Genomic DNA, 23,629 nt, shown 5'->3' with positions numbered 1-23,629 from the left:
ACATGAAGAACTGGTCGTTCGGAAAACTCATTGGCGTTTTTGCCGGCAGCTTCCTGGCGCTCATTGTGCTCGCCGTGGTCGTGATCAAGGCGACCTCGTCGCCAGCGGCCAAGGCCAGGCGCATCCCGCAGTCCCAGGCACAATTGGCGCAACAGCCACGCATGGATGTGCTGAGCATCGAGCTGGCCAAGTCCCGGGAGCAGGCGCAGGCGGCGCTGCAGGCCCAGGAAAACAGCGAAAAACAGCTGAAGATCGTGCGCGAGGAATCGCAGCGCAATACTCAACTGCTGTTGAGCCAGATAAAGGCCCTGGATAACAACCTGTCCGGCCTGCAGCAGCGCATGCAGTTCTACGAAGACAGCCGTCAGCGCGTGGAGGTGATCAAGCCACCGCGTCGGGAGCCGGCGCCCGTTGCCTCGCAAGGATACACCAGGCGCGCTCACCCGATCCCGCAGTCCTCGGGCTACAAGGTGCAGGCGGTGGTCGGGCACCGGGCCTGGGTGAAAAATGGCGATAGCGAAGACAGCGTCAAGGCCGGCGACCCGTTGCCACCGGTGCAGCGCGAATTGAAAGTGCTTGCCGTCGATCGCGACAGCGGCATCGTGGTTACTTCACCCGCTCTTTAAAACAGGGACGTTGTCATGGCGGCCGGATTTGCCGATCTAGTAGATGTAATGGTCAATATCGGGAAGGTCATCCCGACAGCGATCATGATGTGCCAGGGTATTGCCGTGCTTATCGGCCTCTATCTGACCGGTGCGGCGTTGATCGAGTTGTGGGGCGTGACCCATGACAACGCATTGAAATATGTGGCCGGAAGACAGCGTTTTTCTGTCGGCTCTGCCTGTGTGCAATTGGTGATCGGCTCTATCTTGCTGGCGATCGGTACGCTGGAGTGGATGGGCATCATGTCGCGAACCCTGACCGGGGATTATGCCAATTCGCGCATGTTGTCCTATTCCTCGACCGGGACGACTTTGCAAGAGCAGGCACAACTGGCAACCCTGGCCCTGCTGGGCATCATGCAGGTTGTCGGCTTTATCGCCATGGTGAAAGGTTGGTTGACGGTAAACGGTTATTACAACAATCAAACTCAAGCCGGCCTCGGCACCGCCAGCGGCTGGATCATCGGCGGCGTCCTGGCATGGAACTTCAAATGGTTCAGCGATGTACTCAATAACACAATCGGATTCAATCTGGTTGGCCTCTTCACGCCGTGGTCGTAACGGCTTTTCGAAACATGAAATATAAGGAGCGTCACTTATGAAAGCACTCAAAACTCTGAAAGCTGCATACGATTCGGCCAAGGTTCGTGCAACTACCGCTGTTATCGGGGCCCTGGCGGCACCGTCGGCTTTTGCCATCGACAAAACCGACCTGACCCAGGACAAGTCGGGTGGCAAGACGGCCAGTGATGTCATGAGCAACATCGACGACACTGCTCAGGGCGGCGCCACGCTGCTGATCTCGTTGGTGTCGGTTGGTGGTTTCGTAGTTGTTGCCATCTCCCTGTACACCCTGTGGAAAGCCTCCAAGGATGAGCGTGAGAAGCCGATGTCGGCGATTGTCGGCCTGTTCATCGGCGGCCTGATGGCGGGTGTCGGTACCGTGATGTGGATCATGCGCAACACTTTGGTCAACTAACGCTGCACGCCGCTGAACCTATTGCGGGGCGTCATGCCCCGCACCTCAAGAACAGTTTCGGGAATATTCGGACGTGAGCGAAACAAACGCTTCTGAACGCGGGGCAAACACTGTGCCCACGTTGTCGAGTGGCTATCTCAGTCGAACTGCCAACCAGCCGGTATTTGGCGTGCGTCGGCCGCTGTGGCGCTCGGACGATGACCAGCGCAAACTGTTCAGCGATGAAAACAGCAAACTTCGCACTTCGGTGTGGCAGCGCGACAATTACACCTGCCGCTTTTGCGGGTTCAAGTCTGCAAAGTTTCAGGAACTTCATGCACTGGACGGCAATGCCGACAACTGCACCAAGGAAAACCTGATCACCGCCTGCAACCTGTGTCGTCAGGTTCATCATCTTGGCGCCTGCGCCATGAATGACACCGGCTTTTTCGTCGCCGTGCAGGAACTGACGCAAACCGAGATCAATAACATTGCCCGCTGTATCTACGTTAATGAGTTGCTCGATGACGTGGCGGCCAATGAAAAGCTGGCCAGCCTGCTGGCGGCTTTCAAGTTTCGTGGTAATGACACGCTGAAAGAAATATTCGGTGGCGAAGTCATCACCGTGCTTGGCGTGGCGGAAACCCTCGCGAGCAAGCAACTTGTCAGCGATGAAGAATTTAGCAAGCGCGCTGAATGGTTGGCGCCGTTACGGCTGTTCCCAACCAAAAGCGCGTTCAAAGATGGACAACTCGAATACTACGCGGCCAATAACCGTGCGGTGTTTTTGCCAGCTAACTGGTCGGCATTGACCGGCCAGTTACTGAAGAATTTTGCTTGATGCAGCCGCTCGTACTGCTGCTCAGTCTCGCCGTTGAGAGCGTTGGCAAGGGAGAACAAGGAAATGTTTAACAAACTCGAGGCGGTGATCCTGACGGTGCTGAGCCAGCTCAAGGCAGACGTGCAGGACTATTGCGACCTGGAAACGGTCGATGGCGGGCAGGCCATCGTCGCAAACGACGGTTCGCTGGCTTCCATCGTGCGCTTCAACGGCACCAAGAGCGTGCTTGGGCGCGAACAGTTCGAACGCCTGGTCAGCCTGCTGGAAGCGTCGCTCTCGGTGTACTTCAAGGTACGCGGCCACCACCTGCAGATTGTCTTCAGCCGCGACCTGGATGCGACCGCGCCGCTGGAGCAGAACGCCTTGCAGCAGGCAGCAACCGCCGAGCGGCTGAACCTCAACGTGCGGCACCTGATCAACGAAGGTGTCAGCAAGTACGCTCAGTATGTGTATGACGAAGAATGCTACCTGGTGTTCTGGTCGCGGCCCGCGCTGCTCGACCAGACCGAAAGGTCGATGGCGCGCGAGGCGCTGAACGAGTTCAGGAAGGAATCGGAGTGGCCGGCCACCGCCGAAGCGCAGAACCTGCTGCGGCCTATTTCCTACCTCAAGGACCGCCACCTTTCCTTTGTCACCAAGATTTCCGAAGACCTGACGTCCCCTGAGTTCGGTTGCTCGGCGGATGTGCTCGACGTCAGTGAAGCGATCCGCGCCATCCGTGCGAAGGTAAACCCCGACATCACGCCGCGTACCTGGAAGCCCTATATTCCGGGTAGCGCCATTCCCATGCGCTGGAAGACCAGCAAGCGCAATGGCGACATGTCGGAGTTCATGTACCCCACGCTGCCCAGCCAAATCATGGTCACTTCGGCTGAAATCGGCAGTGGCGAGCGCACCAGTCTGCTGCCGGATCCTACCAGTGTGCGGGTTGGCTCGCGCGTGTATGCGCCGTTGTTGATGTCGATTCCACCGGCAGAGCCGCAATACTTCAACACCCTGTTCAACAGCCTCAACCGCGCGGAAACGCAAGAGAACGGTGTGTCGCGCGCTTTGCCGTATTCGGTGTCGATCATGCTGTCCTCCGACGGCATGAGTGTGCTGGCCTGGAAGAGCCTGTTCGCCCAGCTGCTGTCGGTCACCTCCGAGCAGAACCGCAACATCAACCTCGCCACCAAGGAACTGCGCGAGCGCGTGCGTGACGGTGAATGCATGGTCAAGCTGCAAGTGGCCGCGATGACCTGGGCCAGCCCGGACGAAAAGGGCGTGAAGGAACTGGCGCTGCGCAAGTCGAAGCTTTGGCGCACCCTGGAAGCCTGGGGCCAGCCCGTGTTCATCGAACGTACCGGTAACCCGATGCAGGCGTTTCAGTCCAACTGTCTGGCCCTGACCACCAAGCACCTGGGCGACCCGGCCGCTGCGCCGCTGGGCGATGCCGTGGCCATGCTGCCGCTGACCCGGCCAGCTTCGCCGTTCCAGGAAGGGTCGACCATCTACCGCAGCCTGGATGGCAAGATCCTCAAGTACCAGCGTTTTTCCTCGCAGCAGACCACCTGGATCACCCTGATTGCAGGCAAGCCAGGCTCGGGCAAGTCGGTGTTGATGAACAACAACCACTTCGAATCGTGCCTGATGCCGGGCCTGACCGGGTTGCCCTACATCGGCATCACCGACATCGGTATTTCTTCGTCCGGTTTCTGCGACCTGGTGCGCGACAACCTGCCACCACGGCTGCATCACCTGGTGGTGTACAAACGTTTGCAGAACGCTCGCAAGGACTGCATCAACCCACTGGACACTCCGCTTGGCCAGCGTTACCCGCTGCCGAAGGACCGCGAGTTCAACAAGAACTTTCTCACTATCCTGGTGACGCCGCCCGAACGCGAAAAGCCCTATGAAGGGATGAGCAACTTCGTCGGCCGCATGGTTGACCTGGCCTACCGGCGCAAGGACGACAAGATCGAGAGGGCCAGCCCGGAAACCTACAAGCCCGGGCACAACGACGTGGTCGACGGCGCCGTGGCGGCGCTGGGCTTCCGCATTCTGCCGGCCACCACCTACTGGGAACTGGTCGATGCAATGTTCGATGCCGGCATGGTGTACGAAGCGGAAGTCACCCAGCGCTATGCGGTGCCTACCCTCAACGACCTGGTGGCGGTGGCATCCACCGAAGAGGTGCGTGCCGAGTACGAAGGCTCCGGTGAGGTAGGGCGCAGCCTGGTCGATGCGTTCATTCTCGGCATTCGCGAGGCGGTCGGCGACTTCCCGGTGTTCGCCGACCACACCCGTTTCGACGTCGGCAGTGCCCGCATCGTTGCCCTCGACCTGCAGGACGTGGCGCTGCAGGGCTCTGCTTCGGCGAAGAAGCAGACTGCCTTGATGTACATGATCGCCCGCCAGTGTTTCATGAAGAAGGTGGCATTCTCGAAGGAGGACTTCCCGTTCTTCACCGAGAAGTACCTGCCGTTCTACGAGCGCCTGGTGGCCGACCTGGTGGATGAATACAAGGTCATGTGCATGGACGAATTCCACAAGACTGGTGGCCACGTGGGCTTGCAGGAGCAGATGCAGACCGATGGCCGCGAGGCCCGTAAGTGGAACATGGAGATCATTCTGGCTTCGCAGTTGATGGAAGACTTCGGCCAGCTGACCAAGATCGCCACGGCCACCTTCATCCTCGACTCGGGCACCAAGGAAACCCGCGACTGGTTGCGGAAGAACATCGGCCTGTCTGACACCGAAGAGCATGCGCTGGTCAACTTCGTGCACGGTGCGAACAAGCATGGCTGTACCTTCCTGGCCCGCTTCGAGACCAAGAATGCCACCTACAGCCAGCTGTTCACCATGTCTGCCGGGCCGATGCGCCTGTGGGCACTGACCACGACCGCCGAGGACCGCAAGCTGCGCACCATGCTCTACGAGCACATGCCGCGCCCCGATGCGCTGGCCCTGCTGGCCCGGCGCTTCCCTTCAGGGGGGTGCAAAGACATGGTCGAACGCTTGAAGCGAGAGACGTTCAAGGACGTCGAGTTCGTCGATGACGACATGGAGCAGTCGGTGATCGCGCGGATCGCCAAAGACCTGGTGGCTGACTACATCAGCGCCAGTGCATTCGAAGACGTAGTGTGAGGGAGTGACAGATGGCTCAGTACAAGGGCGCATCCCGTCAGCATGAAATCAGCAGCAGCCGCAGGCGCAAGGATACCCGCCTGGCCGGGCAGCGCTTCAGTGATTTCTTCCAGTCGGCCGACGGCGCGGTTTTCGGAACCTTCGCGCTACCGGTCCTGGCGCTGATTTCGATCAAGGTGCCCTTTTCCGGTGAGCTGCTGTTGCTGCTGGCCTGGGCGTTCAAGCGCAAGTTCGTCGACGTCGACAATCGCACGTTCGATTTCCCTTATCGGGTGCCTAAGCTGGCGGACGTCAATGACGGCTCGTACAAGGGCAAGAAGAAAGGTGAGGGCGTGACTCTCTTCGGCAATGACCTGGAGAGCAAAGAGCAGATCTACGCCGGCGACAGTGACCTACGCACCCACCAGTTGGTGCTGGGCACCACTGGCTCCGGTAAGCCGCAGCCCAAGCATGCCAAGGTGCTGACTCCGGGTGGCTGGGTGGAAATGGGCCGCATCCGGGTCGGCGACAGCGTGTGCACGCCCGATGGCAAGCAGGCTGCGGTGCTGCGGGTGATTGAGCAGGGCATCCAGCCGATCTGGACCGTGGCCACGCGTGACGGGCGCCGGGCGCAAGCCACGGGTGACCACCTGTGGCGGGTGCTTACCCGCGGGCAGGATGGCAGCGAAGAAGCCCATACCGTGACCACCGACGCCATTCGCGAGTTGATGGGGCGCGGCATCGTGGTGATGCTGCCCAAGGTGCGCAAGAAGCGCGGCTCGGCCAAGTTCAATGGCTGGGCCGAGGTGTGGAAAGTGACGGCTGCCGGCCAGGCACCTTGCCAGTGCATCGAGATCGATCACCCGCATCACCTCTACATCACTGACGACAGCCTGGTCACCCATAACACCGAGCTGTTGCTCGGCATCGTCTTCAACGCTTTGGTGCAGAACACTGGTTTCATCTACGTCGACGGCAAGGGTGACCCCAAGCTGCAGAAGGAAATCTTCCGCCTGTCGCGCTACCTGGGCCGCGAAGATGACCTGCTGATCATCAACTTCATCACCTCTGGCCGCGACTTCGTCGAGAAGCAAGTCGACAAGGTGACCAACAACATGAACATGATGGGCAACACCTCGTCGGGCATGTTGATCGAGCTGATTGTGTCGCTAATGGATGATTCCGGCGGCGGCGGTGACATGTGGAAGGGGCGGGCGATCATGTTCGTGGCAGCCCTGACGCGGCCGTTGACCTACCTGCGGGACAAGGGGCACATCAACCTGTCGCCCGAGAAGTACCTGGAATATTTCGAGCTCAACGTCATCGAAGATCTGGTGTGGGAGCACGGCGGCAAGTACGGTGAGATGTTCGACGTGATCGTCGCCCCGCTGCGCTCGTACCTGCTGACGCTGCCAGGCTACCAGAAGGCGAAGTTCAAGAAGCAGGAAACCAAGACCCTGGAGCAGCACGGCTACATCGTCATGCAGTTGGGACGGATCTTCAACGACCTGACCTTCAACTACGGCCATATCTTCAAGACCCGCGTCGGTGACGTGGACTTCTATGATGTGGTGATCAACCGCCGCTTGCTGGTGGTGCTGCTGCCGGCGCTGGAGCGTGCACCGGACAGCATGCGCATGCTTGGCAAGATGATTGTAGGCAGCATCAAGCAGATGATGGCCGGCTGCCTGGGCAACCGGGTCGAAGGGGTAGTGCGCGAAATCATCGACAGCCGGCCGACCGGCTCGAAGTTCCCGTTCTATACCATTCTCGACGAATATGGCTATTACGCCGTGGTCGGCTTTGCCGTGGCCCCGGCCCAAGCGCGTAGCCTGGGCTTCAGTGTCACCTTCGCGGCGCAGGACTTTTCCTCGCTGAAGAAATCCAGCGCCGAAGAAGCGGATGCCACCTGGGAAAACACCAACATTCGCGCCGTTGGCCGCCTGACCTCGGGCACCGAATCGGAAACCTGGCGGCGCGTGCAGGGTGCGGCGGCCGAGTCTTCGCAAGCCATGCTGGGCAACTTCGAACGTGTTGCGGGCAACGAAAAATTGCGGCAGTCGGACAACATTGCCATCGAGCAGCGCAGCCGGTTGAACTACGACGACGTCGCCATGCAGGAGAACGGCGAGTTCACCTTCCTGATCGGCAAGAAATCGCAAAATGGCAAGACCGGTGGCGTGGCGCTTATTCGCGGCCTGGGCTTCTACACGGCCGGCCCGGCGCCGAAGGAAATGCGCATCAACGATTTCATTCCGGTCGAGCCGCCTGAGCCTTCGGACCTGCCGCAGAACCGGCAGTCGCGCCAGGCATTCGTCGACAGCCTGAAGGATGGCTCTTTCGCCAAACGGGTACGCGCGGTAGTGAAGGGTGACCCAACTCTTGCCCGCATGCACAGTGTGTTCGAGCATAACTATGCCGACCCTGACCGGCCTTTGCTGGGCCGGTTGGACACCTCGCTCGGCGTGCTTGGGGCGTATTTGTCCGGCGACCTGAAGAAGCCGGCTCCAGCAGCACCACTGGCAGAAAAACCGGCGCCGCAGGCCCCCGCCGATGTGCCGGATGCGGTCATGGTTACAGCAGCTTCAGTGCCCGCACCACAAATTGACCCCATGAGCCCGGAGGGGATCCAGGCAAGCATCCTCGCCGTTGCCGACCTTTTGGCCGTGACGCCAGTGACGCCAGCCATTGCACCGGTAGACGAGCAGGAACTGGACGATGAATGGGCACGTGAGCTGGCCATGGTCGTGCCTCAGCAGATGCTCGACATGCAGCTGATGGCCAGCGGCGAAGGCTTTGCATCGCTGTCGGACAAGTGGGCCGCACAAGAGCGGATCGAGCAAACCTGCGCAGAAATTGCCCGGCAAACGGACTACAGCGTTACCCCTGAGCCCGCTGCTCAGGGTGTGGCCGGCATGCGCGAGCGGCTGAATGACCTGCAGGCCAAGTGCCGCCTGATGATGAAAGAGCAGCCGCCCAAGTAAGACCGGGCGTCAGAGCCTAGATCGGCGTGTGATTCTATTTTTTGTCATAAATTGACGACGATAGATATCTGACAGATAATCAGAAACAAGAATTTTTGCATGCTAAGGTGAGGCGATGGGGTTGTTCAGTTCAGGGAAGAAAGCTGCGAAGTTCGCGTTCATCACCATGCCGATGGCGGTGCTTGGCGTGAATCAGCTGCGCATGGGCAACCAGCACATCAAGGCACTCTGGCGTTCCAACTTCAGCCCAGCGTGCCCCGAGTGCGAGCGGGGTGTGCTGCTAAAGACGGAAGGTGACCATCAGGAGTTCGAGCAGGGGCCGAAAGGCAAGATGCGTGTGCTGCACAGCTGGGGTTGCAACAACTGCGGCTTCGCCTTGCTTGAAGAGGATGACGTCAAGAAGGTCAAGGAGCATGCTGCGCGCTACCGCAACGAGCGAGTCAAGGCGCAGTTGACCACCATCGAACGTGACGAGATCGACCGGATTGCCCGTAGCCACCGCTTGCACTCCAGGGCGTTCTTCATTGCCAGCGCTGCTGCGATTGCCGGGTTCATCTACATGCTGGCGACCGGCGCGGGCATCCTGATCGCCCTCAACTGGCTGTCGATCGGCTTCGCGCTGTGGGTATTCGGCATGAAGAAGTCCTATCGTAGCTGGCAGGTCTCGACCGGGCAGCTGTTCGTCGAGGGCGCGTTCTGGTTCTGGTTCCAGCACCAGAAATGGATCATCTGACCATGATGCGCAAACGGCCCCAGTGGCTGTTCATCGCCCTGATATGCTGCGCCATGCAGGCACTGGCCGATGACTTCTATGCCGTGCGGCCTGCGGATATCGACTGCGTCGTGCAGGCCGCCCAGCGCCAGGGTGTGCCGGCCAACGTGCTGTTGGCCATCTCCAGCAAGGAAAGCGGCAAGAACGGCCAAAGCGTGTCGAACCGCAATGGCACCTTCGACCTTGGCCACTTCCAGATCAATACCACCCACTGGGGCCCGAAAGGCGTGTTTGCCGCATACCCGGCGATCACCAAGTCCGATGTTGCCTGGCGCGGTTGTTACAACGCGGAGTTGGCGGCATGGCTGCTGCGCCAGAAGCTGGACGAGAACAACGGCCAGGACTTCTGGACCCGCGCCGCCAATTACCACTCGCGTACCCGCAAATTCAACGACATCTACAAGAAAGACCTGATCCCGCTGGCGGTGAAATGGGGCAAGTACCTCGAGCGGCAGCGCCACGCCAGGCTGGTGGTCAGCTACCAGTAACGCAGGTCGCCGCAGAATGCCAAGGCTTCTGGGCAAGGGTTACCCCGGGTCGATGAACAAGACAACTTCAGGAGTTTTTACATGAAAGGAATACGCATGGGTGCACGCGCCTGCAAGGCTGGCGGTGTGCTGGTGGCACTGGTTGCGCTGGGTGGTTGTGCCAGCTCTGCCAAGCCTACTACCGAAGACACCGAGGCGTTTGCCAGCCGGATCATCGCCGACAAGGTGTCGGTAGCGGTCAATTCTCAGCACACCTACGTTTCGCGGCTGAACGCCGACCGTGTGCAAGCTGCTTCGCGGCAGGCTGCAGTAGACACCGACCAGGTCGACATCGACTTCATTGGCAAGCCTCAGGAGCTTCTGCAGACCTTCGCCAGCCGTTATGGCTACGCCTATGTCGAGAGCGGCAAGCGCGTCGATCTCAAGCCCATCAACGTGTGGGTGCGCAAGGCAACGCCGATCAATGTGCTGAAGGATGTGGGTGCACAGATCGATACCGGTGCCGATGTGGTGCTGGACAAGAGCACCAACACGCTGCGCTTGATCTACAAGCCGGTACCGCTGGCGCTGGGGAGGGGCTGAACATGGCGATGGACATGCCTCCGATGACCCTCGAGGACGCCGAGCGCCTCTATGACAAACCCGCCTACGTGCAGCAGCAGAGTGACGCCGGCGATGCCAGGTCGGCTATCGAGGCCATGCGTGACGAGAAGAACCAGGCATCGGCCGCGCGCGGCGAAGCCATTCTCGATGCGGCATTGCAGGTGGGGGTGAAGGCTGGCCTGGCGTGGCAGCTGACCAACATCAACAAAGCCCTGAAGCTGCGCGAGCGTGAGTTCGACACCGTCTATGACTTCAGTAGCCTGATGATCCAGGATCGCGTCGTGCCGCCGGTCATCACCGAAGCGCGCCACCTGTACAACCAGGACGGCGACTACACGCTGCGCCTGTCGGGGGCGGCCTACAAGATCGAGTCGCAGGCACGCTTTTCCTCCGTGCCGCCCAGCTGGCGCGAATACCTGAACTTCCCGCCGCCCACCTTCGACCGCACCTCGTTGGTTTCGGCACTGGTGCCGCGTTCCGACGAGGAAGAGCGGGTGTGGAAACTGGCCGTGCGCGAGGGCTGGCAACAAGGTGTCGAGCAGGCCAACCTGATGCTGACCTACGGCTTCGACCGGATGAACCGCGATATCGATGGTATGCGCCGTTTCAATGAGTTTGCCCGTCATGGCCAGGTCACCATGCCGATCATCTCCGGTGCGGAGATCCCGGTTACCCGGGAAGGGCGGTCGATGGCGGTGGACGAAACCCTGCTGCGCATCACCGCCTTGCCCGAGTTCAACGAAAACATGAACGTGTGGCGCAGTTCGATCGCTACTTCGACCATTGCCAACCCTCCGCGCCGTGCGCCGGTAACCGGCGCTGGCAGCCCGGCGTCATCGCCTGCTGCAGCCCGACAGCCCGCGGGTGTTGAAGGCGGGCGGCAATGAAGCAGGACTTCCACGACGACGTGATGATGCTGGAACCGGGTGCGATGATCGAGCGCCTGGAGCGCCTGACCAGTTACGAAGACCCGTTTCGTTTCGATCGCGCTGACCAGTTCAAGGCCATGATGCTGGAAACCCTGACCCATGGCGTCAGCGACATTTTCATCCAGCCCGCATTGCCGGTGGTGGTGAAGAAATATGGGCGGATGTATGCGGTCACCCGGCGTGCGCTGGATGTCGGGGAAGTCAACGAACTGCTGAAGATGGCGGCCAATCGGGACACCGCCACCACCGATATCGTCTCCGGCACGGCGGTCAACGAGCGTTACGAGTTGTTCGACCCGGAGCGCAAGGATGCCCGCGGTGCGCGCCTGCGTTATGCCTACCGGGTAAACGCCTCGCCCATCGCCTGCCATGGCGATACCTCGTGCCAGATTGTCATCCGGGCCATTCCCGATGACCCGCCACGCATCCAGGACGTGGGCCTGAGCGAGGAAATCGTCAGAATGGCCACGCCGCGTGATGGCATTGTCTATGTGGCCGGTGCCACCGGCCATGGCAAGACCACCACCTTTGCCGCCATCAACCGCTTCATCCTGGAAAACGACACGCCGATCAAGGGCAACCTGATCAGCCATGAAGAACCGATCGAATTCACCTACGACAAGGTCCAGAGCAAGCACTCGATCTTCGTGCAGTCGCAGATTCCCACGCACTTCAAAGACTTTTACCGGGCCAACCGCGAGGCCATGCGACGTGCGCCTGGCCTGTGCGTGATCGGCGAGTTGCGCGACCAGGAGACCATTCGCGCGGCGGTGGAGCTGTCGCTGACGGGGCACCCGGTGTTTGGCACGGTGCACGCCAAGGATGTGGCGGCGATCATGCGCCGGATGATTTCCCGCTTTCCGGAGCAGGAGCGTGCCACCGCCATCTACGACCTCGTCGATACCAGCCGCTTCATGATGGCGCAGAAGCTTGTGCCGACGGTGGATGGCAAACGCACCGCTGCGCGATCGTGGCTGAGATTTACCGAGCAGGTGCGCGACACCTTGATGGACCTGACCGACATGGGCCGGGTAACCCAGCGGGTTGCCGAGTTCGTGCGTGAAGAAGGGCATACCTTTGCTGCCGAGGCGGATCGCCTGCTGGCCGCAGGCCTGATCAGCGAGGCGACTGCCCGCGACCTGCGCCACGGCTGAGGTGCGGGCTGCCCATTAATGCTGACTGCAACGAGTTTACGGAGAAGTTATGGCAACAGGACGGTATCACTGGAGCAGATGCGCTCCCCCCGCACGTTTTTTCGTGATCAACGCAAGTGCCGCCTTGCCGTGGTTGATGTTGCTGCTGGTGCCGGCGCTGTGGAAGTTTCTGCTGCCACTGGCGCTGTGCATGACGATTGCCCTGGTCTACATCGAGGTGGTGAAGAAAATGACTGTGCGGGCGGTTTGCCGCCGAGCCGCAGTGTTCATGGTGGGGCGAGTGCGTACCACGCACAATTTGCTCAAGGAACTGGCCAGGTAGTTGGCAAGACAGACATGACCGGCAGAGTCTTTGTGGCGGCCAGAGGAGGCGTTGAATGAAGCAACAGGGAGGTGGGCAGAAGAGCTTTACCTGGGATGACCCCGCCATTTTGCTCGGGATCATGGCAGTGCTTTACCTCGGGGGGTGGGGTGCCTGGTACTTCGCTCACGACAAGATTGCCAAGGTGTACACCTACATTCGCTACGTCGAGCTGTGGTTGCCAAGTGTGCTGGGCGACTTTGCCGCGCTGCCAGGTATTGCCTCGATCAACCAGTGGGTCGGGCGCATGTGTGCGCCGGAAGGCATCATCGGTGCCTGTCAGCGAGATTTTTCCAGCGTGGCGTGGGGTGAAATCACTTCGTCGTCGCTGCTCATGAATGGTTTTTTCCTGCTGTTGATGGTGATCCTGTCGGTGCGCATGTTCCTGCGTATCAACAAGACCCACCCCAAGCTCAGGTTCACCAAGACGCACAATATCAAGAGCTTTGTGCAAGAGAACAAGGCGCAGTACCCGCACCTGCGCATGTTCGCCGAGCTCGACCTGATCGCCCAGCCGCTGGACCACCCAGTGTTCGGCATGTCGCAGACCTCCCGCCAGTTTGCCTACCGGCACTTGCTGATCAGTGGTTGGCAGGAGCAATCGGATCGCAGCTGGGCACCAACCCTGGATCGCGAGAAAACCACCGAGGTGATGCGTCGCCAGTTGGGCCAGCACTGGACCCGGGTTGCCAATCTGACGCCGGCAGAAACACTGCTGGTGGCGATAGCGTTGCCGCGGGTGGTCGCCACTGATACGGCGCTGGATGACAATGCCTTCAAGGCGGCAATGGCCGACAGCGACTACATGGTTGCCTGGTGCTGGGATCAGTTCAAGGCACCTGCCGGCAAGGCCAAGCAGCAGGGCGACCCTTATGCCTGGCTGAAGCCCGAAGTGCCGCTGGAAGAGCCTCGGGCGATCATCCAGAAGTACATCAAGCACCCCAATGCCAGTGCGATCCTGCACGCGCACGCATTCGTCCGCACCATCATCTTTGCCATGTTCTTCCAGGCGCGCCGCCTGGGTGTGCTGCCACCCGCAGAAATGCGCTGGATGCGTTTCTTCGACCGTGACATGTGGTATGCCCTGCAGACGATCGGGCGCCAAGCCGGGTTCCCGGAAGCGCCGGGGATCCTGTCGCATTTCCTGTATGAGTGCAAAGCGGGGATGTCACTGGCGGAGCCCCAGCTGGACAAGGCGGTCAACGGTCTTGAGCTGGCGATGTCGGCGTACAAGTATTCCGAAGCCGACAAGAAGCGCTATGAGGCCCTGCAGCAGGAGAGGTATGCCGCGGCACAAGGGGCAGCGCTCGATGAAGGGGCTGCCTGAAGCGCAGTCTTGAAGGTTTGGATAAAAGCAAATGGCCATCTAAGTAGATGGCCTTTTTTTGTTTTTTTGGTGCCTTTTTTTGCTTTTTTGTTAGAATACGGTCGTATTGGATTCTTAATAGGGACATCGAGCCATGAAGGGTGTGATTGCAAGACCTGTCGCCGTGCTGGCGGCGCTTGCGGCGGGTATTTCCGTCGCCCATGCCGCCCCGGCACAACCGGCGGACCTCTCTGCCTTCATCACCGCTCAAGGTGCCGCACAGGTTAACCCTGCCCAGCAGGAGCTTGATGACCTGACCGCGCAACGGGTGTCGCGCTATGGGCGTATCGTCAGCGCCCGACCGGTCGGCCTCGGCGGGTTGACCGCCTGGACCGTTGAGAAGAACGGCCATCAAGTGGTGCTTTTCAGTACGCCGGACTCTGCGGTGCTGTTCACCGGCGTGGCCTGGAATGCCGAAACGGGCAGCAATATCTCCGATGCCTTCCTGCCTGGCGTTGCCCAGGCCATCGTCGCACCGCCTGTTACTGCCCCGATCGCGGCCGTGCCAGCTGCGCCGCAGATGTCACCCGTTGAGGCGCCGAATGTGCGCGAAGCTGCAGCCATGGACGGCACCTTCAAAGGCGCGATCCCGGAGTCGATGAAAACCGTCGACTCCCTGGCAGGCATCAAGGAAGGCAAGGGCGGCATCGGCGATACCGTCTACATCATCATCGACCCGCGTTGCCCGTACTGCCGCGAAGCCTACAACCTGACAAGGGCCTACGCAGCAAAGGGCCATTCGATCAAGTGGATCCCGTCTGCAGCACTGGGTAACCCGGCGGATGGCGTGCCGTTGGCCGCCACCATCCTGCAGACCAAGGACCAGAAGATGCTGGCGCGGGTACTGGGCAACCACGAACAGGTCCGCTCCGAGCCATCGCCGGAAACCGTCGAGCAGCTAAGCACCAACCTGGCGTTTCTGTTCGCCGCATTCGAACACAACGGCAAGGAACAGGCGGGTGTGCCGGCTGCATTCTTCATCGATCACCGTACAGGGAAGCCAAGGATGATGACCGGCCTTTCGCAGGCGGTCGTGCTTGAAGACATCTTTGGAAAACTTTAAGGAGCAAAGTACATGAAAGCCAAAGCGCCGAACTTCGAGTTCGACCCGAGTATCCGCCTCTTCGGTTCGGGCGAGCACCTGCTGGTGGTGTTCGACAGCCAATGCCCCAATGACGCACAGCGGGCGACCCGTACCGTGCGTATCGCCAGGGCCTTCCAGCAGCTGTCGCTGGTAGTGGCCGGCTTCGACGCGGCCGAAGACGATGGCCATCAGCGGGTGCTCAGCGGCAGCGTCAGCCTGGCGATCGAGGGCGATGCCGGGGTGCAGGCCAGTCACGAACTGGCGGCCCTGCAGCTGGTGTTCCATGCCGAGGCAGACCGCAAGGGTGCGCTTACCCATATCGAGCCTGCGCTGGTTGCCTACAAGGTGCGCCAGGCCCTTTCGGAATGCCTGAACGAGGCCCTGAACGACTACTTCCAGCGCGAAGAAGCGCAAAGGACGGCAGTGCCTGCAGAGGCCCTGCGCCCGGTTCCTGTGACTGCCCCGCAGTACCAGGGCGCAGCACCACAGCCTTCGCGCAAGGCCCTGCGCGAGCAGGCCGCAAGCAATGCCGAGCGCCAGGCCAGGTCGCGCCGGCGCAAGACCGCAATGGCCTGGCTGGTGCCGCCTTTGGTGGTAATTGCGGTGATGGCGACCATGTCTCATCTTGCTTCCTCCCAGTCGCCGATTGAAAATGCTGTCGCGCAGCAGATGGCGAACGACCCGGAGTCGATCAAGGCGCAGGTGGAATTGACCAAGCAGACCCTGCAGTCAATGGGGCTTGATCCAGGTCAGGGTGGTGACATCGGGTGCCTGGCGCCGCAATGATTGCCATTGCTTCCTGCTTCATGGATGGGGTATGCCTTTCGCTGGTTTGCGGGCGCGTAGAATGGCGGGGAGCCCTCTCGCGTTGCCCGAATGCTGCCTTGTGGTGCCGAAGGAGGATCTTTTCCAGGATTGGAGAATGAGAGCGGGCCCGGCCTACGAAGCTTGGTGCTGCTGTTCTGCTTGAGCGGAGTGTGTATGCCTGCGCAGGCACTTTAAGACTATTTTGGATTGGAAATCTTAGGTACGTATATGCGACCAGCGAATGAAGTTAAAGACGGGGCCAAGTTATTGTCCCTTGCCCAGGGCCTGAGGTCGCTGCTGGTCCCCTCGCCAGATGTACTGGCCGACACCGTCAAGGAGTTGCACCCGTTGGTCAACCTGTCCGACAAGGTGCTGCCTTTGAAGTCGTATTTCAACATGGTTCAGGACATCCAGCGGGCCAAGCATACCCAGGCCGCGATGCGCGCTGCCGACGAGCCGCTTAGCCGCGAGGCTATTCAGCAGGGTGTGTCGCGCAAGCTCTGTACCGAAGACATCTTCATGGTTGCCTGTTCGTTCCTGGAAGTGGAAATCGCCAAGCAAGGCTCGGTGTACTACCTGAGCGGCGAATCACCCGATTTCAAGGAAACCAAGAAGAACCGAAACCCGCTCGACTTGTCCGATGAGGTCGTACTGAAGAACCTCTCCAGTGGCCTGGCGCGCCCGGACACCGATCGCGGGGCTGTAGAGCGGGGGCAGATCGACAGCGGGTTCAACCACCTGGTGCGGCTGAACCAGTTGCATAACCTGATGGTGGAGTCTGTGCGGCTGATGAAGGCGGACGAGCGACTGACCAAGGTCGACATCCGCAAGAAATTCAACATTTCGCACACGGACTACGAGCGCATGATGTCGATGGCGCGGCGTTCCGGGCTGATTTCGTTCCGCAACCGCAAAAAGGACCCGTCCAACTCCTACACCTTGCGCAATGACAACCATGAGCGGGTGTCGGAGCACGCCAAGAATTTTGGCCACACGCCGCAGAAGATGTTGAACAAGATTCTGGATGACTTCTTCGCAATGCTGGAAAAACGCAAAAAGCACGAGGACTGATTTACATGGGGATCCAGGGCCATAAGGACGTCGGGCCGGCAATAAGTGCAGAGGAGCGGGCCCTTGTAGCGCGGGCGGCCAGGCAGGTGGTGGCGTATGCCAACTTTCTGCGCTGGACGGCGAACTTCAAGCGGGACGAAGTGCTGCGCCATCCTGAACACGACCGCGTGATACTGCTCTCGCCCATGCAAAGTGGGCGTTTCAGCTTTGCCCTGGAAGGCGACACCTTGTATGTGGGCGTCCAGCCATTCGAGGCTGCCTGGGCTTCGTGCATGCCTTTCGAGGCTGCCTACGTCTCTGACCGGCTGTACCTGTCTGTCGAGGGCGTGAACTTCATGGATTCGCGCATGCCACCGCTGGCGCTGGGCATATTCGTCGACGAGGGTGAAAAGCGTGCGCGAATGGCCGCTGCTCGTTTCGTCCAGCTCATCCAGGTGTCGGTGTGTGACGGCTACGTGGTCGAGGTGGGCGAGCCGTGTGGCGATCCTGTCGAGATGCGCCCGGGTGACGTGGTGCGCCAGCTCCGCGAGACCCGTCAAACGAAGGTGCAGCAGCAAGACATGGGGCGGTTCTTCTGATGCGCTCAAGCAGACTTTACAAGTAAGGATACGTGCATGACCAAGTGTAAATTCATCCTGCCCGTGCTGGCTGCCGTGGCAATGGCGGGCTGTGTCACGACCGAGCAGATGCCGGACGGGACAACCAAGATTCGTTTCTCGGACGAAACGGTCAGCTCGCTGACTTCAATGATGCCCAACGGCCTTGTGACCGGTGTTGCTGGTGGTGCAGGTAGCGGCGGGCTCGACCTGATACCGACCAAGAGCCCTGTTGGTAATGGGCAGTACCTGTATTTCAACGGCCAGTATGACTACACCTGCGCGTCCGCGTTGCTGTACAGCGCCAAATCTGGCAAAGAACTGGATCGCGATGTCAACGAAGAGTGCCGTGACCGTTACTTCCAGCGGCAACTGGCGCTGAAACTTGCGGGCAAGCCGTACGACAGGGCGGCACCTGCCTATGATGCAGACAATCCGCCCGATGCATACTGGGCCAGGTTGAAAGGGCAGACCCTTGCTCGGTTGGCGGCCACGCAGCAGTTCGCCACGCGTTTTGGTGGTCTCCCGCGTGTCGATCGCAACGGTAACATCACTATCAGCGTAGGCTTCATGGGGGTGGGCAGTGGGCAGCATGTGGCTTTGACGACCACGCCTCAGCGTATCCCGGTTGTCATGGAAGATGCAGGGTTTGCTGCGCAGATGCGCACGCAGTCGGCCAAGCAGAATACCGAGGTTGGCGACTGGACAACGTGTGATGCCGTACTTGCCTACAATTCGGTGGCTGACAGAGGCGCGCGTCCGGCCAATATCGCGCCTGGTGACTATATGCAGTACGTGGTGCGCTTCACTGTATCGTCGCTCTCGTGCAAGGATGCCTTGCACGGGTACAAGAGCGCTTCGCGCTAAGCAGTGGGGTGCCCTGCGCCGGCGTGGTGAATAAGCGCCGAGTCGCCGTGGCACCCGGCCCTTCTTTCAGGCTGGGAGGCGATGCAGGCTGGGGGTATCACTGAGCCGCATTCCATATATCGTCAGCCGCTGCCACCGACTCGTCGATACCGGCCGCATGCGCGTCGGCCGCGTTCAGCCAGTTCTGATTAAGGTTCGCCTGCTGAGCCGCATGTTCATGGGCGAACTCGCGTTGCAGGATGGACGCTTCGATGCTGCTGAGCAGCGTGGGCGAGGCAGCGCCATATTCTGCGAGCAGTGCTCGCGACGCCTCCGGCGCAAGCTGATTGACTGCACCGCGCAACTCCTGACCGTACTCGGCCAGCACCGGCTGCTTGGCAATAACGATTTCCGCCGCTTGTGACGGGAATACGGAGGCTGTGAAGCTCTGGAAGTCCTGGGCAGTCGGCATGGTCTCGTCCTTACATGCTGTTGTCGTTGAGGTCCTCGCTGCGCGACAGCGATGGCTTGGTGTAGCGGGCGAATGTCTTGTCCAGCTCGGCAGCCAGGTAGGCCTGTTCGCTCTGGCGCAGCGCTTGTTTCATGAAGTCGCCGTCAGAGGCTGCGGACACCACCTGGTCTCGCAGGCTGCCCAGCAGCCCTTCACGATCCGCTCGCGAACCTGGGGTATTGTCGATCGCATCGATAGCACGGGTCAGTGACTGGCGCAGGCCGGATTCTGCATGGGGCTTTTCGGTGGGGGTGGCAACCTCAAAGGCAATGGCACTGATCACGGCGCAATGAATGGCCGTGAAAGCGTTGGCTTCGGCTGCCCTGCTTTGCATGATCCGGTCGGTGCGCAGGGTGTGCGGCGGCGTGCTGCGCAGCCATGCCGACTCATGTTCGGCAAGGGTGTCGATGGTCTGCCGGACTTTCTGGCCGTCAGGGCCCTCGCGCAGCGCCGCTTGCGCTACGTTCTCAAAGCTGATTGCCGGATTGCCTGAGGCCTCTATGGCTCTCTCGCGCATTAACCCAGCACCGATCACGAATCGGCTGGCATCACGTATTGATAGCTGCATCTATGTCCATCATTTATTCACAGGGCTTAAACGCGCCCAACCAGTCGGCATTCAGCATCGTCTGCTTCCCTGCGCGGCTCGCCGCGTCGCGTAGGCCTGATGCGGATATCCACTGATCTCCGCTGACGTGCTGGATAAACCCTTGCGAACCCTATGGGTTCATCGATTCGCTTGACCTTAGCATTTTTGCTTTCGCATTTCTTGGGCCTGCCCCGAAATCATCGTTTTTTTGGTTACTTTAAGTATCCCCGCCGAGCGAGTCGGGGCGTACTAAGCCAAGATCGCTAATGCCAAATTGCCACTGCTGCCGAATTAGCTCAACTGCCCGTAAAACAGCCTTTTCGTCAGGGTCTGGCTACGCCGTCACCCTTCTTCTGCAGGCGCTGCGCAAGCGCGCCATTCATTCTTGCTTCAGGGAGAAAGCGCACGATGTCGTGCTTTTGGCGCCTGAAAACCGACTTCAAAACCTGTGAAAGCACCATCTGAAGAATGATTCATTGCGCGCTAGGGGTTTTCCGCGGAATGCGAAGGTTATCACGCTAATTCGGTTATTTATCCATCGTTTGATGGCTAAATGCCAATATTTACACGACTTTACATTTTGCGTCGGTCTAGCGTCGCTATCAAAAATTTCAGGTAGCTAGCATCCTGATGTCAGTTCTTGTTAGTTTTCTTACATAACAATATTTTGATAATTAGGTGATTTCTGGTTTAAGATTAGCGCGCTTTCGCTATCCTGGCAGTCAACGTTGCACGGGTAGCGCCATGGCTTGGGCTCGACGCATGCCTGGGCCCTGTGGCTTGCCGGGTTGGATGACAGCCCAATTCAAGGACGACGGAGCATTCCAAGGGAATTCGTCGCGAACGATTCAGATCAACCGTCCGCAACTCGATTCAGGTAGGTATTCACAATGGCTCAAATGCCGTTTTCACCGTGCAGCGACCCGAGCGACTGCTCCGATCAATCGGTCAAGATGCTTGGCAGAATTTTCGGGCCAGTGATCGATAGCCTGGTTGCAGGTACTGACCCTAACGCTGTGGAAGCCGGCGCGAACATCCTTGCCACCATGTTCAGCTTCTTCAACAGCGGCATCCTGATCATCGGGTCGCTGATCGTCTCGTATGTGGCAGTGATGGGGGTAACAAACACGGCCAACGACGGGGAGGCAATGGGCAAGAGTTGGTCGTCCTTGTGGACGCCGGTGCGGATCGTGGCAGGCGGTGCCGTATTGCTGCCGACGACCAGCGGCTACTCGTTCATCCAGTTGATCGTCCTGATGTTCGCCCTCTGGGGTATCGGCTTTGCCAATGGCACCTACAAGGCCGGCATGGCGATTGGCGTGCTGTCGTCGGACGGGATCGTTCAGGGTGTCAACCAGGCGGGTAACTTCTACGGCTTGCGTGACTTTGCGCGGCAATACGTTGCTGTTTCCTACTGTGCCAGGGCAGCAAACGCCATCTACGCCAACAGTGGGTCTGGTAGCCAGCCCGCTGTCCAGTCCAAGAGCACGAGCCTGGGCAATGGACAGGTCGAGCAGGTCTATGACAAGCAGACGTTTGTCGATGGGCGTACCGAATACACGTTTTTCCTCAAGGATCGCAATGCGGTAACCAACCTGGCCGGTGGCGAGCCATTCTGCGGCACCGTGAAGCTGTCTACCTACGCGGCACAGACCAAGACCGACCCCATTCCCCAGGCGTTGGAGAAGGTGCATGAACAAACTCAGTTAGCGAAGGTGAAAGCGGCTGGCAAGTTGATGGGCGAGCTGGACAAGTGGGTCAACTCATGGCCAGCGACCATCAACGATCCCGGTTGGGACAAGGTCGATTCAAACCGCTTCAATACGATTGTCAGGACGCAGGAAGACCAGATTGCGACGAACCTCGTCAAAGAGGTCACTGACGGCCAGAGCGACGTCGATAGTGGCTTGAAGGGTTTTCTGGATACGCTCACGAAAGATGGCTGGGCTGCGGCTGGGGGCTGGTTCCAGCGAGTCGGCATGGTGCGAGGGCAGATCGCCAACGTGCTTGCCGAACCGGTGGGCTCGGTGGGTGCGCCATCCCTTGCGGGGCTGCCCTCGGATGCGCGCTTCTCGTTGCTGAGCAACAGCCTCACCACTGTGACCGAGGCAATCGACAAGAAGGCTGAAGAGAAAGACGCGTACAACGGTGCAAAGCCCGCCAAGGCCGATGATCTGGCGAGCCTCATCCCCAAAGATCCGCAAAGCGATATCAACGTAGGGTCATTGAGGGCGGACATGGACAGCAAGATGTCCTCGTTCGTCAACGGCATGATGCAGAACGTGGTCGAGATTGCCACGGGGGCGGGCAGTAACGGGCAGACGCCACTGTGTGGCACGGCGGGGCAGATGGGGGGCTCGCTCAACCGCATGAAGTGCGTGGGCGATTACCTGAGCGTTGCCCGTGGCGGCATACTGCTCGCCGATGTTGCCATCAAAAGTGCTGCGACGGCAGTACGGGTGCTGGCCGGTACCGTTTCATCGGTCAAGGCGCTGGGTAACGGGCTGGATCTCGACAAGATTGTCATCCCGCTGTGGGACTGGGTCATGGAGGTGCCGATCAAGCAGCTCGCGCTGCTGGCGACCTATATTGAACCTCTGGCCTTCTACTTTGGCGTATTCCTTCCCAGCTTGCCCTACACGCTGTTCATGATCGTGTTCGTCGGCTGGGTGCTCGCCGTGTTGCAATCCATCATTGCTGCCCCGCTCTGGGCCGTGATGCACATGACACCCGATCGGACGTTCGTGGGTTCGCAGACGCAGGGCTACCTGTTGCTGCTGTCGCTGTTCGCTCGCCCGGCACTGGCCGTTCTGGGGCTGTTTGCCGCGATATTGGTATCCGACCCTGTGATCGACTACATAGCGCAGGGCTTCTTCGCCATGCGGGGGGCGGTCGTTTCCTCGAGCGGGGGCGTTGGGGTCATTGCCGAGTTCCTGACCTTTGCCTGGTGGTTCATGGTGTTCGGCCTGACACTTCTGCCGGTGCTGTACATGATCTTCGGTCTGCCTCAGACCTTGCCTGACGAGGTGCTGAGGTGGATCGGCGGCGGCCTCGGCAGCATGGGTGAAACCAGCGCAACAGCGGAAATGCGCGGCGGCGTCGCCTCTGTGGGTTCGAGGCTGCACGGGAGTGGCTCGGGTATGCGCCTGGGTGGGGGACAGAAGCGACTGACATCCCAGGGCGGCGGTTCTCCTGATGGTGGCCCTGAGGGTGGTGGCCCAGAGGGTGGTGGGCCGAGGGGTGGTGGGCTGCGCGGTGGTCGCGGGGGCAAGACGCCACTGCTCAGCGCGAACGGTCAAGGCGCGGGCGGTGCAAGCCAAGGCAGCGATAACAAGGGTGAGACTGCGTCGACTGACAATCGTACGCTCGGCGAGAAGCGCAGCGAAGCGGCTGGCGTCGCCCTCGGGCGGGCGGTCGCCGGGGGGGCTGCTGCAACAGGCAGGGCCATGCGTGGCGCGGGCAGTGCTGCATTGTCTGCGGGGCGGTCTGGCGTGGAATCTTTGCGCAACTCGGGTTCTGCGTCCCTGGGTGGCCGGGTGCGTGACGCAGTATCGGCTGGCGCGCTGACTGCAGGTGCGGGTTTAGCCGCTACTGCAAGTGCCGCTGGGGCCGAGTACAAGCAAGCCTTTTCGACAGCGATGTCTGAAGGCAAAGCGGCCTACCATGAAGGTGCAGACGCCCGGATCGACGCGTACAAGGCTTCGCTGACCGGTGGGGCGCCACCTGCCGGCAGCGACAAGGCCCAGGAGCCGCCTGCCTCGCCTGATGCGGGTGCAGAACATTCAGCGAGCCAGAATCACGCGTTCAACGACGCTGCGCTTCCAGCCGGAAGCGGCTCGGCAAGTGACAAAGACGGCGATGATGAAAGCCGCTGAACCACGGCGCTGTCCTGCCGCACA

At 60.2% G+C, this 23,629-nt stretch carries 21 protein-coding genes; 19 read left to right on the top strand and 2 right to left on the bottom strand.

Annotation, left to right across the window (positions count from 1 at the left end; genetic code table 11):
• Positions 1 to 2: 2 nt before the first annotated feature.
• The 18 genes from QYE47_RS10240 (at position 3) to QYE47_RS10155 (ending at position 18,651) form a co-directional block, all read left to right on the top strand.
• Positions 3 to 626 (top strand): hypothetical protein, encoded by a 624-nt coding sequence (locus QYE47_RS10240; protein ID WP_014592473.1) that lies wholly within the window; start codon positions 3 to 5, stop codon positions 624 to 626.
• A 15-nt stretch (positions 627 to 641) separates the two neighbouring features.
• On the top strand, positions 642 to 1,226 hold the full coding sequence (locus QYE47_RS10235; RefSeq protein WP_014592472.1) for a hypothetical protein: 585 nt from the start codon (positions 642 to 644) through the stop codon (positions 1,224 to 1,226).
• A 37-nt stretch (positions 1,227 to 1,263) separates the two neighbouring features.
• Positions 1,264 to 1,644, top strand: coding sequence for a hypothetical protein (locus QYE47_RS10230; RefSeq protein ID WP_014592471.1), 381 nt, complete (start codon positions 1,264 to 1,266; stop codon positions 1,642 to 1,644).
• A 73-nt stretch (positions 1,645 to 1,717) separates the two neighbouring features.
• Positions 1,718 to 2,464: an HNH endonuclease gene (locus tag QYE47_RS10225; protein ID WP_014592470.1), complete on the top strand. Its 747-nt coding sequence runs from the start codon at positions 1,718 to 1,720 to the stop codon at positions 2,462 to 2,464.
• Between the two features lie 63 nt (positions 2,465 to 2,527).
• On the top strand, positions 2,528 to 5,590 hold the full coding sequence (locus QYE47_RS10220) for a type IV secretion system protein IcmB/DotO (RefSeq protein WP_019438927.1): 3,063 nt from the start codon (positions 2,528 to 2,530) through the stop codon (positions 5,588 to 5,590).
• An 11-nt stretch (positions 5,591 to 5,601) separates the two neighbouring features.
• Positions 5,602 to 8,553, top strand: coding sequence for a hypothetical protein (locus QYE47_RS10215; protein WP_019438928.1), 2,952 nt, complete (start codon positions 5,602 to 5,604; stop codon positions 8,551 to 8,553).
• 115 nt (positions 8,554 to 8,668) lie between these two features.
• A complete protein-coding gene (locus tag QYE47_RS10210; RefSeq protein WP_014592467.1) occupies positions 8,669 to 9,286 on the top strand; it encodes a hypothetical protein in 618 nt (205 codons plus the stop codon).
• A gap of 2 nt (positions 9,287 to 9,288) precedes the next feature.
• Positions 9,289 to 9,813, top strand: a complete 525-nt coding sequence (locus tag QYE47_RS10205) for a transglycosylase SLT domain-containing protein (RefSeq protein WP_019438929.1) — start codon at positions 9,289 to 9,291, stop codon at positions 9,811 to 9,813.
• Between the two features lie 81 nt (positions 9,814 to 9,894).
• The gene (locus QYE47_RS10200; RefSeq protein WP_223279199.1) at positions 9,895 to 10,395 is read left to right on the top strand and encodes a DotD/TraH family lipoprotein; all 501 of its coding nucleotides are present in this window, start codon (positions 9,895 to 9,897) and stop codon (positions 10,393 to 10,395) included.
• A 14-nt stretch (positions 10,396 to 10,409) separates the two neighbouring features.
• Entirely contained in the window at positions 10,410 to 11,303 is an 894-nt protein-coding gene (locus QYE47_RS10195) for a type IV secretory system conjugative DNA transfer family protein (RefSeq protein ID WP_230855413.1), read from the top strand.
• Positions 11,300 to 12,499, top strand: a complete 1,200-nt coding sequence (locus QYE47_RS10190; protein WP_014592463.1) for an ATPase, T2SS/T4P/T4SS family — start codon at positions 11,300 to 11,302, stop codon at positions 12,497 to 12,499. The genes QYE47_RS10195 and QYE47_RS10190 overlap by 4 nt, the downstream gene beginning before the upstream one ends.
• A gap of 103 nt (positions 12,500 to 12,602) precedes the next feature.
• Positions 12,603 to 12,821 (top strand): hypothetical protein, encoded by a 219-nt coding sequence (locus QYE47_RS10185; RefSeq protein ID WP_019438931.1) that lies wholly within the window; start codon positions 12,603 to 12,605, stop codon positions 12,819 to 12,821.
• Between the two features lie 55 nt (positions 12,822 to 12,876).
• Positions 12,877 to 14,187: a hypothetical protein gene (locus QYE47_RS10180; RefSeq protein ID WP_014592462.1), complete on the top strand. Its 1,311-nt coding sequence runs from the start codon at positions 12,877 to 12,879 to the stop codon at positions 14,185 to 14,187.
• A 133-nt stretch (positions 14,188 to 14,320) separates the two neighbouring features.
• Complete coding sequence (locus QYE47_RS10175; RefSeq protein ID WP_070384376.1) at positions 14,321 to 15,289, top strand: hypothetical protein; 969 nt, start codon at positions 14,321 to 14,323, stop codon at positions 15,287 to 15,289.
• A 12-nt stretch (positions 15,290 to 15,301) separates the two neighbouring features.
• Positions 15,302 to 16,096, top strand: a complete 795-nt coding sequence (locus tag QYE47_RS10170) for a hypothetical protein (RefSeq protein ID WP_014592460.1) — start codon at positions 15,302 to 15,304, stop codon at positions 16,094 to 16,096.
• A 288-nt stretch (positions 16,097 to 16,384) separates the two neighbouring features.
• Entirely contained in the window at positions 16,385 to 17,188 is an 804-nt protein-coding gene (locus QYE47_RS10165) for a hypothetical protein (RefSeq protein WP_019438933.1), read from the top strand.
• 5 nt (positions 17,189 to 17,193) lie between these two features.
• Positions 17,194 to 17,766, top strand: a complete 573-nt coding sequence (locus QYE47_RS10160; protein WP_237141834.1) for a hypothetical protein — start codon at positions 17,194 to 17,196, stop codon at positions 17,764 to 17,766.
• Between the two features lie 36 nt (positions 17,767 to 17,802).
• The gene (locus QYE47_RS10155; protein ID WP_014592457.1) at positions 17,803 to 18,651 is read left to right on the top strand and encodes a hypothetical protein; all 849 of its coding nucleotides are present in this window, start codon (positions 17,803 to 17,805) and stop codon (positions 18,649 to 18,651) included.
• 97 nt (positions 18,652 to 18,748) lie between these two features.
• Here QYE47_RS10155 and QYE47_RS10150 read toward each other — a convergent pair whose 3' ends face one another.
• Both QYE47_RS10150 and QYE47_RS10145 read right to left on the bottom strand, forming a co-directional pair.
• Complete coding sequence (locus QYE47_RS10150) at positions 18,749 to 19,102, bottom strand: hypothetical protein (RefSeq protein ID WP_014592456.1); 354 nt, start codon at positions 19,100 to 19,102, stop codon at positions 18,749 to 18,751.
• 10 nt (positions 19,103 to 19,112) lie between these two features.
• Complete coding sequence (locus QYE47_RS10145) at positions 19,113 to 19,658, bottom strand: hypothetical protein (RefSeq protein ID WP_026031971.1); 546 nt, start codon at positions 19,656 to 19,658, stop codon at positions 19,113 to 19,115.
• Positions 19,659 to 20,620: 962 nt separating this feature from the next.
• Between QYE47_RS10145 and QYE47_RS10140 the strand changes: the two genes are divergently transcribed.
• Positions 20,621 to 23,605 (top strand): DotA/TraY family protein, encoded by a 2,985-nt coding sequence (locus tag QYE47_RS10140; RefSeq protein ID WP_070384375.1) that lies wholly within the window; start codon positions 20,621 to 20,623, stop codon positions 23,603 to 23,605.
• The last annotated feature ends 24 nt before the right edge of the window (positions 23,606 to 23,629 follow it).

Source organism: Pseudomonas sp. 2,4-D (assembly GCF_030418155.1).
Lineage (GTDB): Bacteria > Pseudomonadota > Gammaproteobacteria > Pseudomonadales > Pseudomonadaceae > Aquipseudomonas > Aquipseudomonas alloputida.
The sequence above is the reverse complement of the archived record's forward strand: the minus strand, read 5'-3'. Positions and strand labels throughout refer to the sequence as shown.

What these genes read in the sequence shown, in the direction of transcription:
- QYE47_RS10235 (WP_014592472.1), top strand. Translation starts at nt 642, where the DNA reads ATGGCGGCCGGATTTGCCGATCTAGTAGATGTAATGGTCAATATCGGG.
- QYE47_RS10210 (WP_014592467.1), top strand. Translation starts at nt 8,669, where the DNA reads ATGGGGTTGTTCAGTTCAGGGAAGAAAGCTGCGAAGTTCGCGTTCATC.
- QYE47_RS10205 (WP_019438929.1), top strand. Translation starts at nt 9,289, where the DNA reads ATGATGCGCAAACGGCCCCAGTGGCTGTTCATCGCCCTGATATGCTGC.
- QYE47_RS10200 (WP_223279199.1), top strand. Translation starts at nt 9,895, where the DNA reads ATGAAAGGAATACGCATGGGTGCACGCGCCTGCAAGGCTGGCGGTGTG.
- QYE47_RS10160 (WP_237141834.1), top strand. Translation starts at nt 17,194, where the DNA reads ATGGGGATCCAGGGCCATAAGGACGTCGGGCCGGCAATAAGTGCAGAG.
- QYE47_RS10230 (WP_014592471.1), top strand. Translation starts at nt 1,264, where the DNA reads ATGAAAGCACTCAAAACTCTGAAAGCTGCATACGATTCGGCCAAGGTT.
- QYE47_RS10175 (WP_070384376.1), top strand. Translation starts at nt 14,321, where the DNA reads ATGAAGGGTGTGATTGCAAGACCTGTCGCCGTGCTGGCGGCGCTTGCG.
- QYE47_RS10140 (WP_070384375.1), top strand. Translation starts at nt 20,621, where the DNA reads ATGGCTCAAATGCCGTTTTCACCGTGCAGCGACCCGAGCGACTGCTCC.
- QYE47_RS10240 (WP_014592473.1), top strand. Translation starts at nt 3, where the DNA reads ATGAAGAACTGGTCGTTCGGAAAACTCATTGGCGTTTTTGCCGGCAGC.
- QYE47_RS10190 (WP_014592463.1), top strand. Translation starts at nt 11,300, where the DNA reads ATGAAGCAGGACTTCCACGACGACGTGATGATGCTGGAACCGGGTGCG.
- QYE47_RS10145 (WP_026031971.1), bottom strand. Translation starts at nt 19,658, where the DNA reads ATGCGCGAGAGAGCCATAGAGGCCTCAGGCAATCCGGCAATCAGCTTT.
- QYE47_RS10195 (WP_230855413.1), top strand. Translation starts at nt 10,410, where the DNA reads ATGCCTCCGATGACCCTCGAGGACGCCGAGCGCCTCTATGACAAACCC.
- QYE47_RS10150 (WP_014592456.1), bottom strand. Translation starts at nt 19,102, where the DNA reads ATGCCGACTGCCCAGGACTTCCAGAGCTTCACAGCCTCCGTATTCCCG.
- QYE47_RS10155 (WP_014592457.1), top strand. Translation starts at nt 17,803, where the DNA reads ATGACCAAGTGTAAATTCATCCTGCCCGTGCTGGCTGCCGTGGCAATG.
- QYE47_RS10215 (WP_019438928.1), top strand. Translation starts at nt 5,602, where the DNA reads ATGGCTCAGTACAAGGGCGCATCCCGTCAGCATGAAATCAGCAGCAGC.
- QYE47_RS10220 (WP_019438927.1), top strand. Translation starts at nt 2,528, where the DNA reads ATGTTTAACAAACTCGAGGCGGTGATCCTGACGGTGCTGAGCCAGCTC.
- QYE47_RS10180 (WP_014592462.1), top strand. Translation starts at nt 12,877, where the DNA reads ATGAAGCAACAGGGAGGTGGGCAGAAGAGCTTTACCTGGGATGACCCC.
- QYE47_RS10170 (WP_014592460.1), top strand. Translation starts at nt 15,302, where the DNA reads ATGAAAGCCAAAGCGCCGAACTTCGAGTTCGACCCGAGTATCCGCCTC.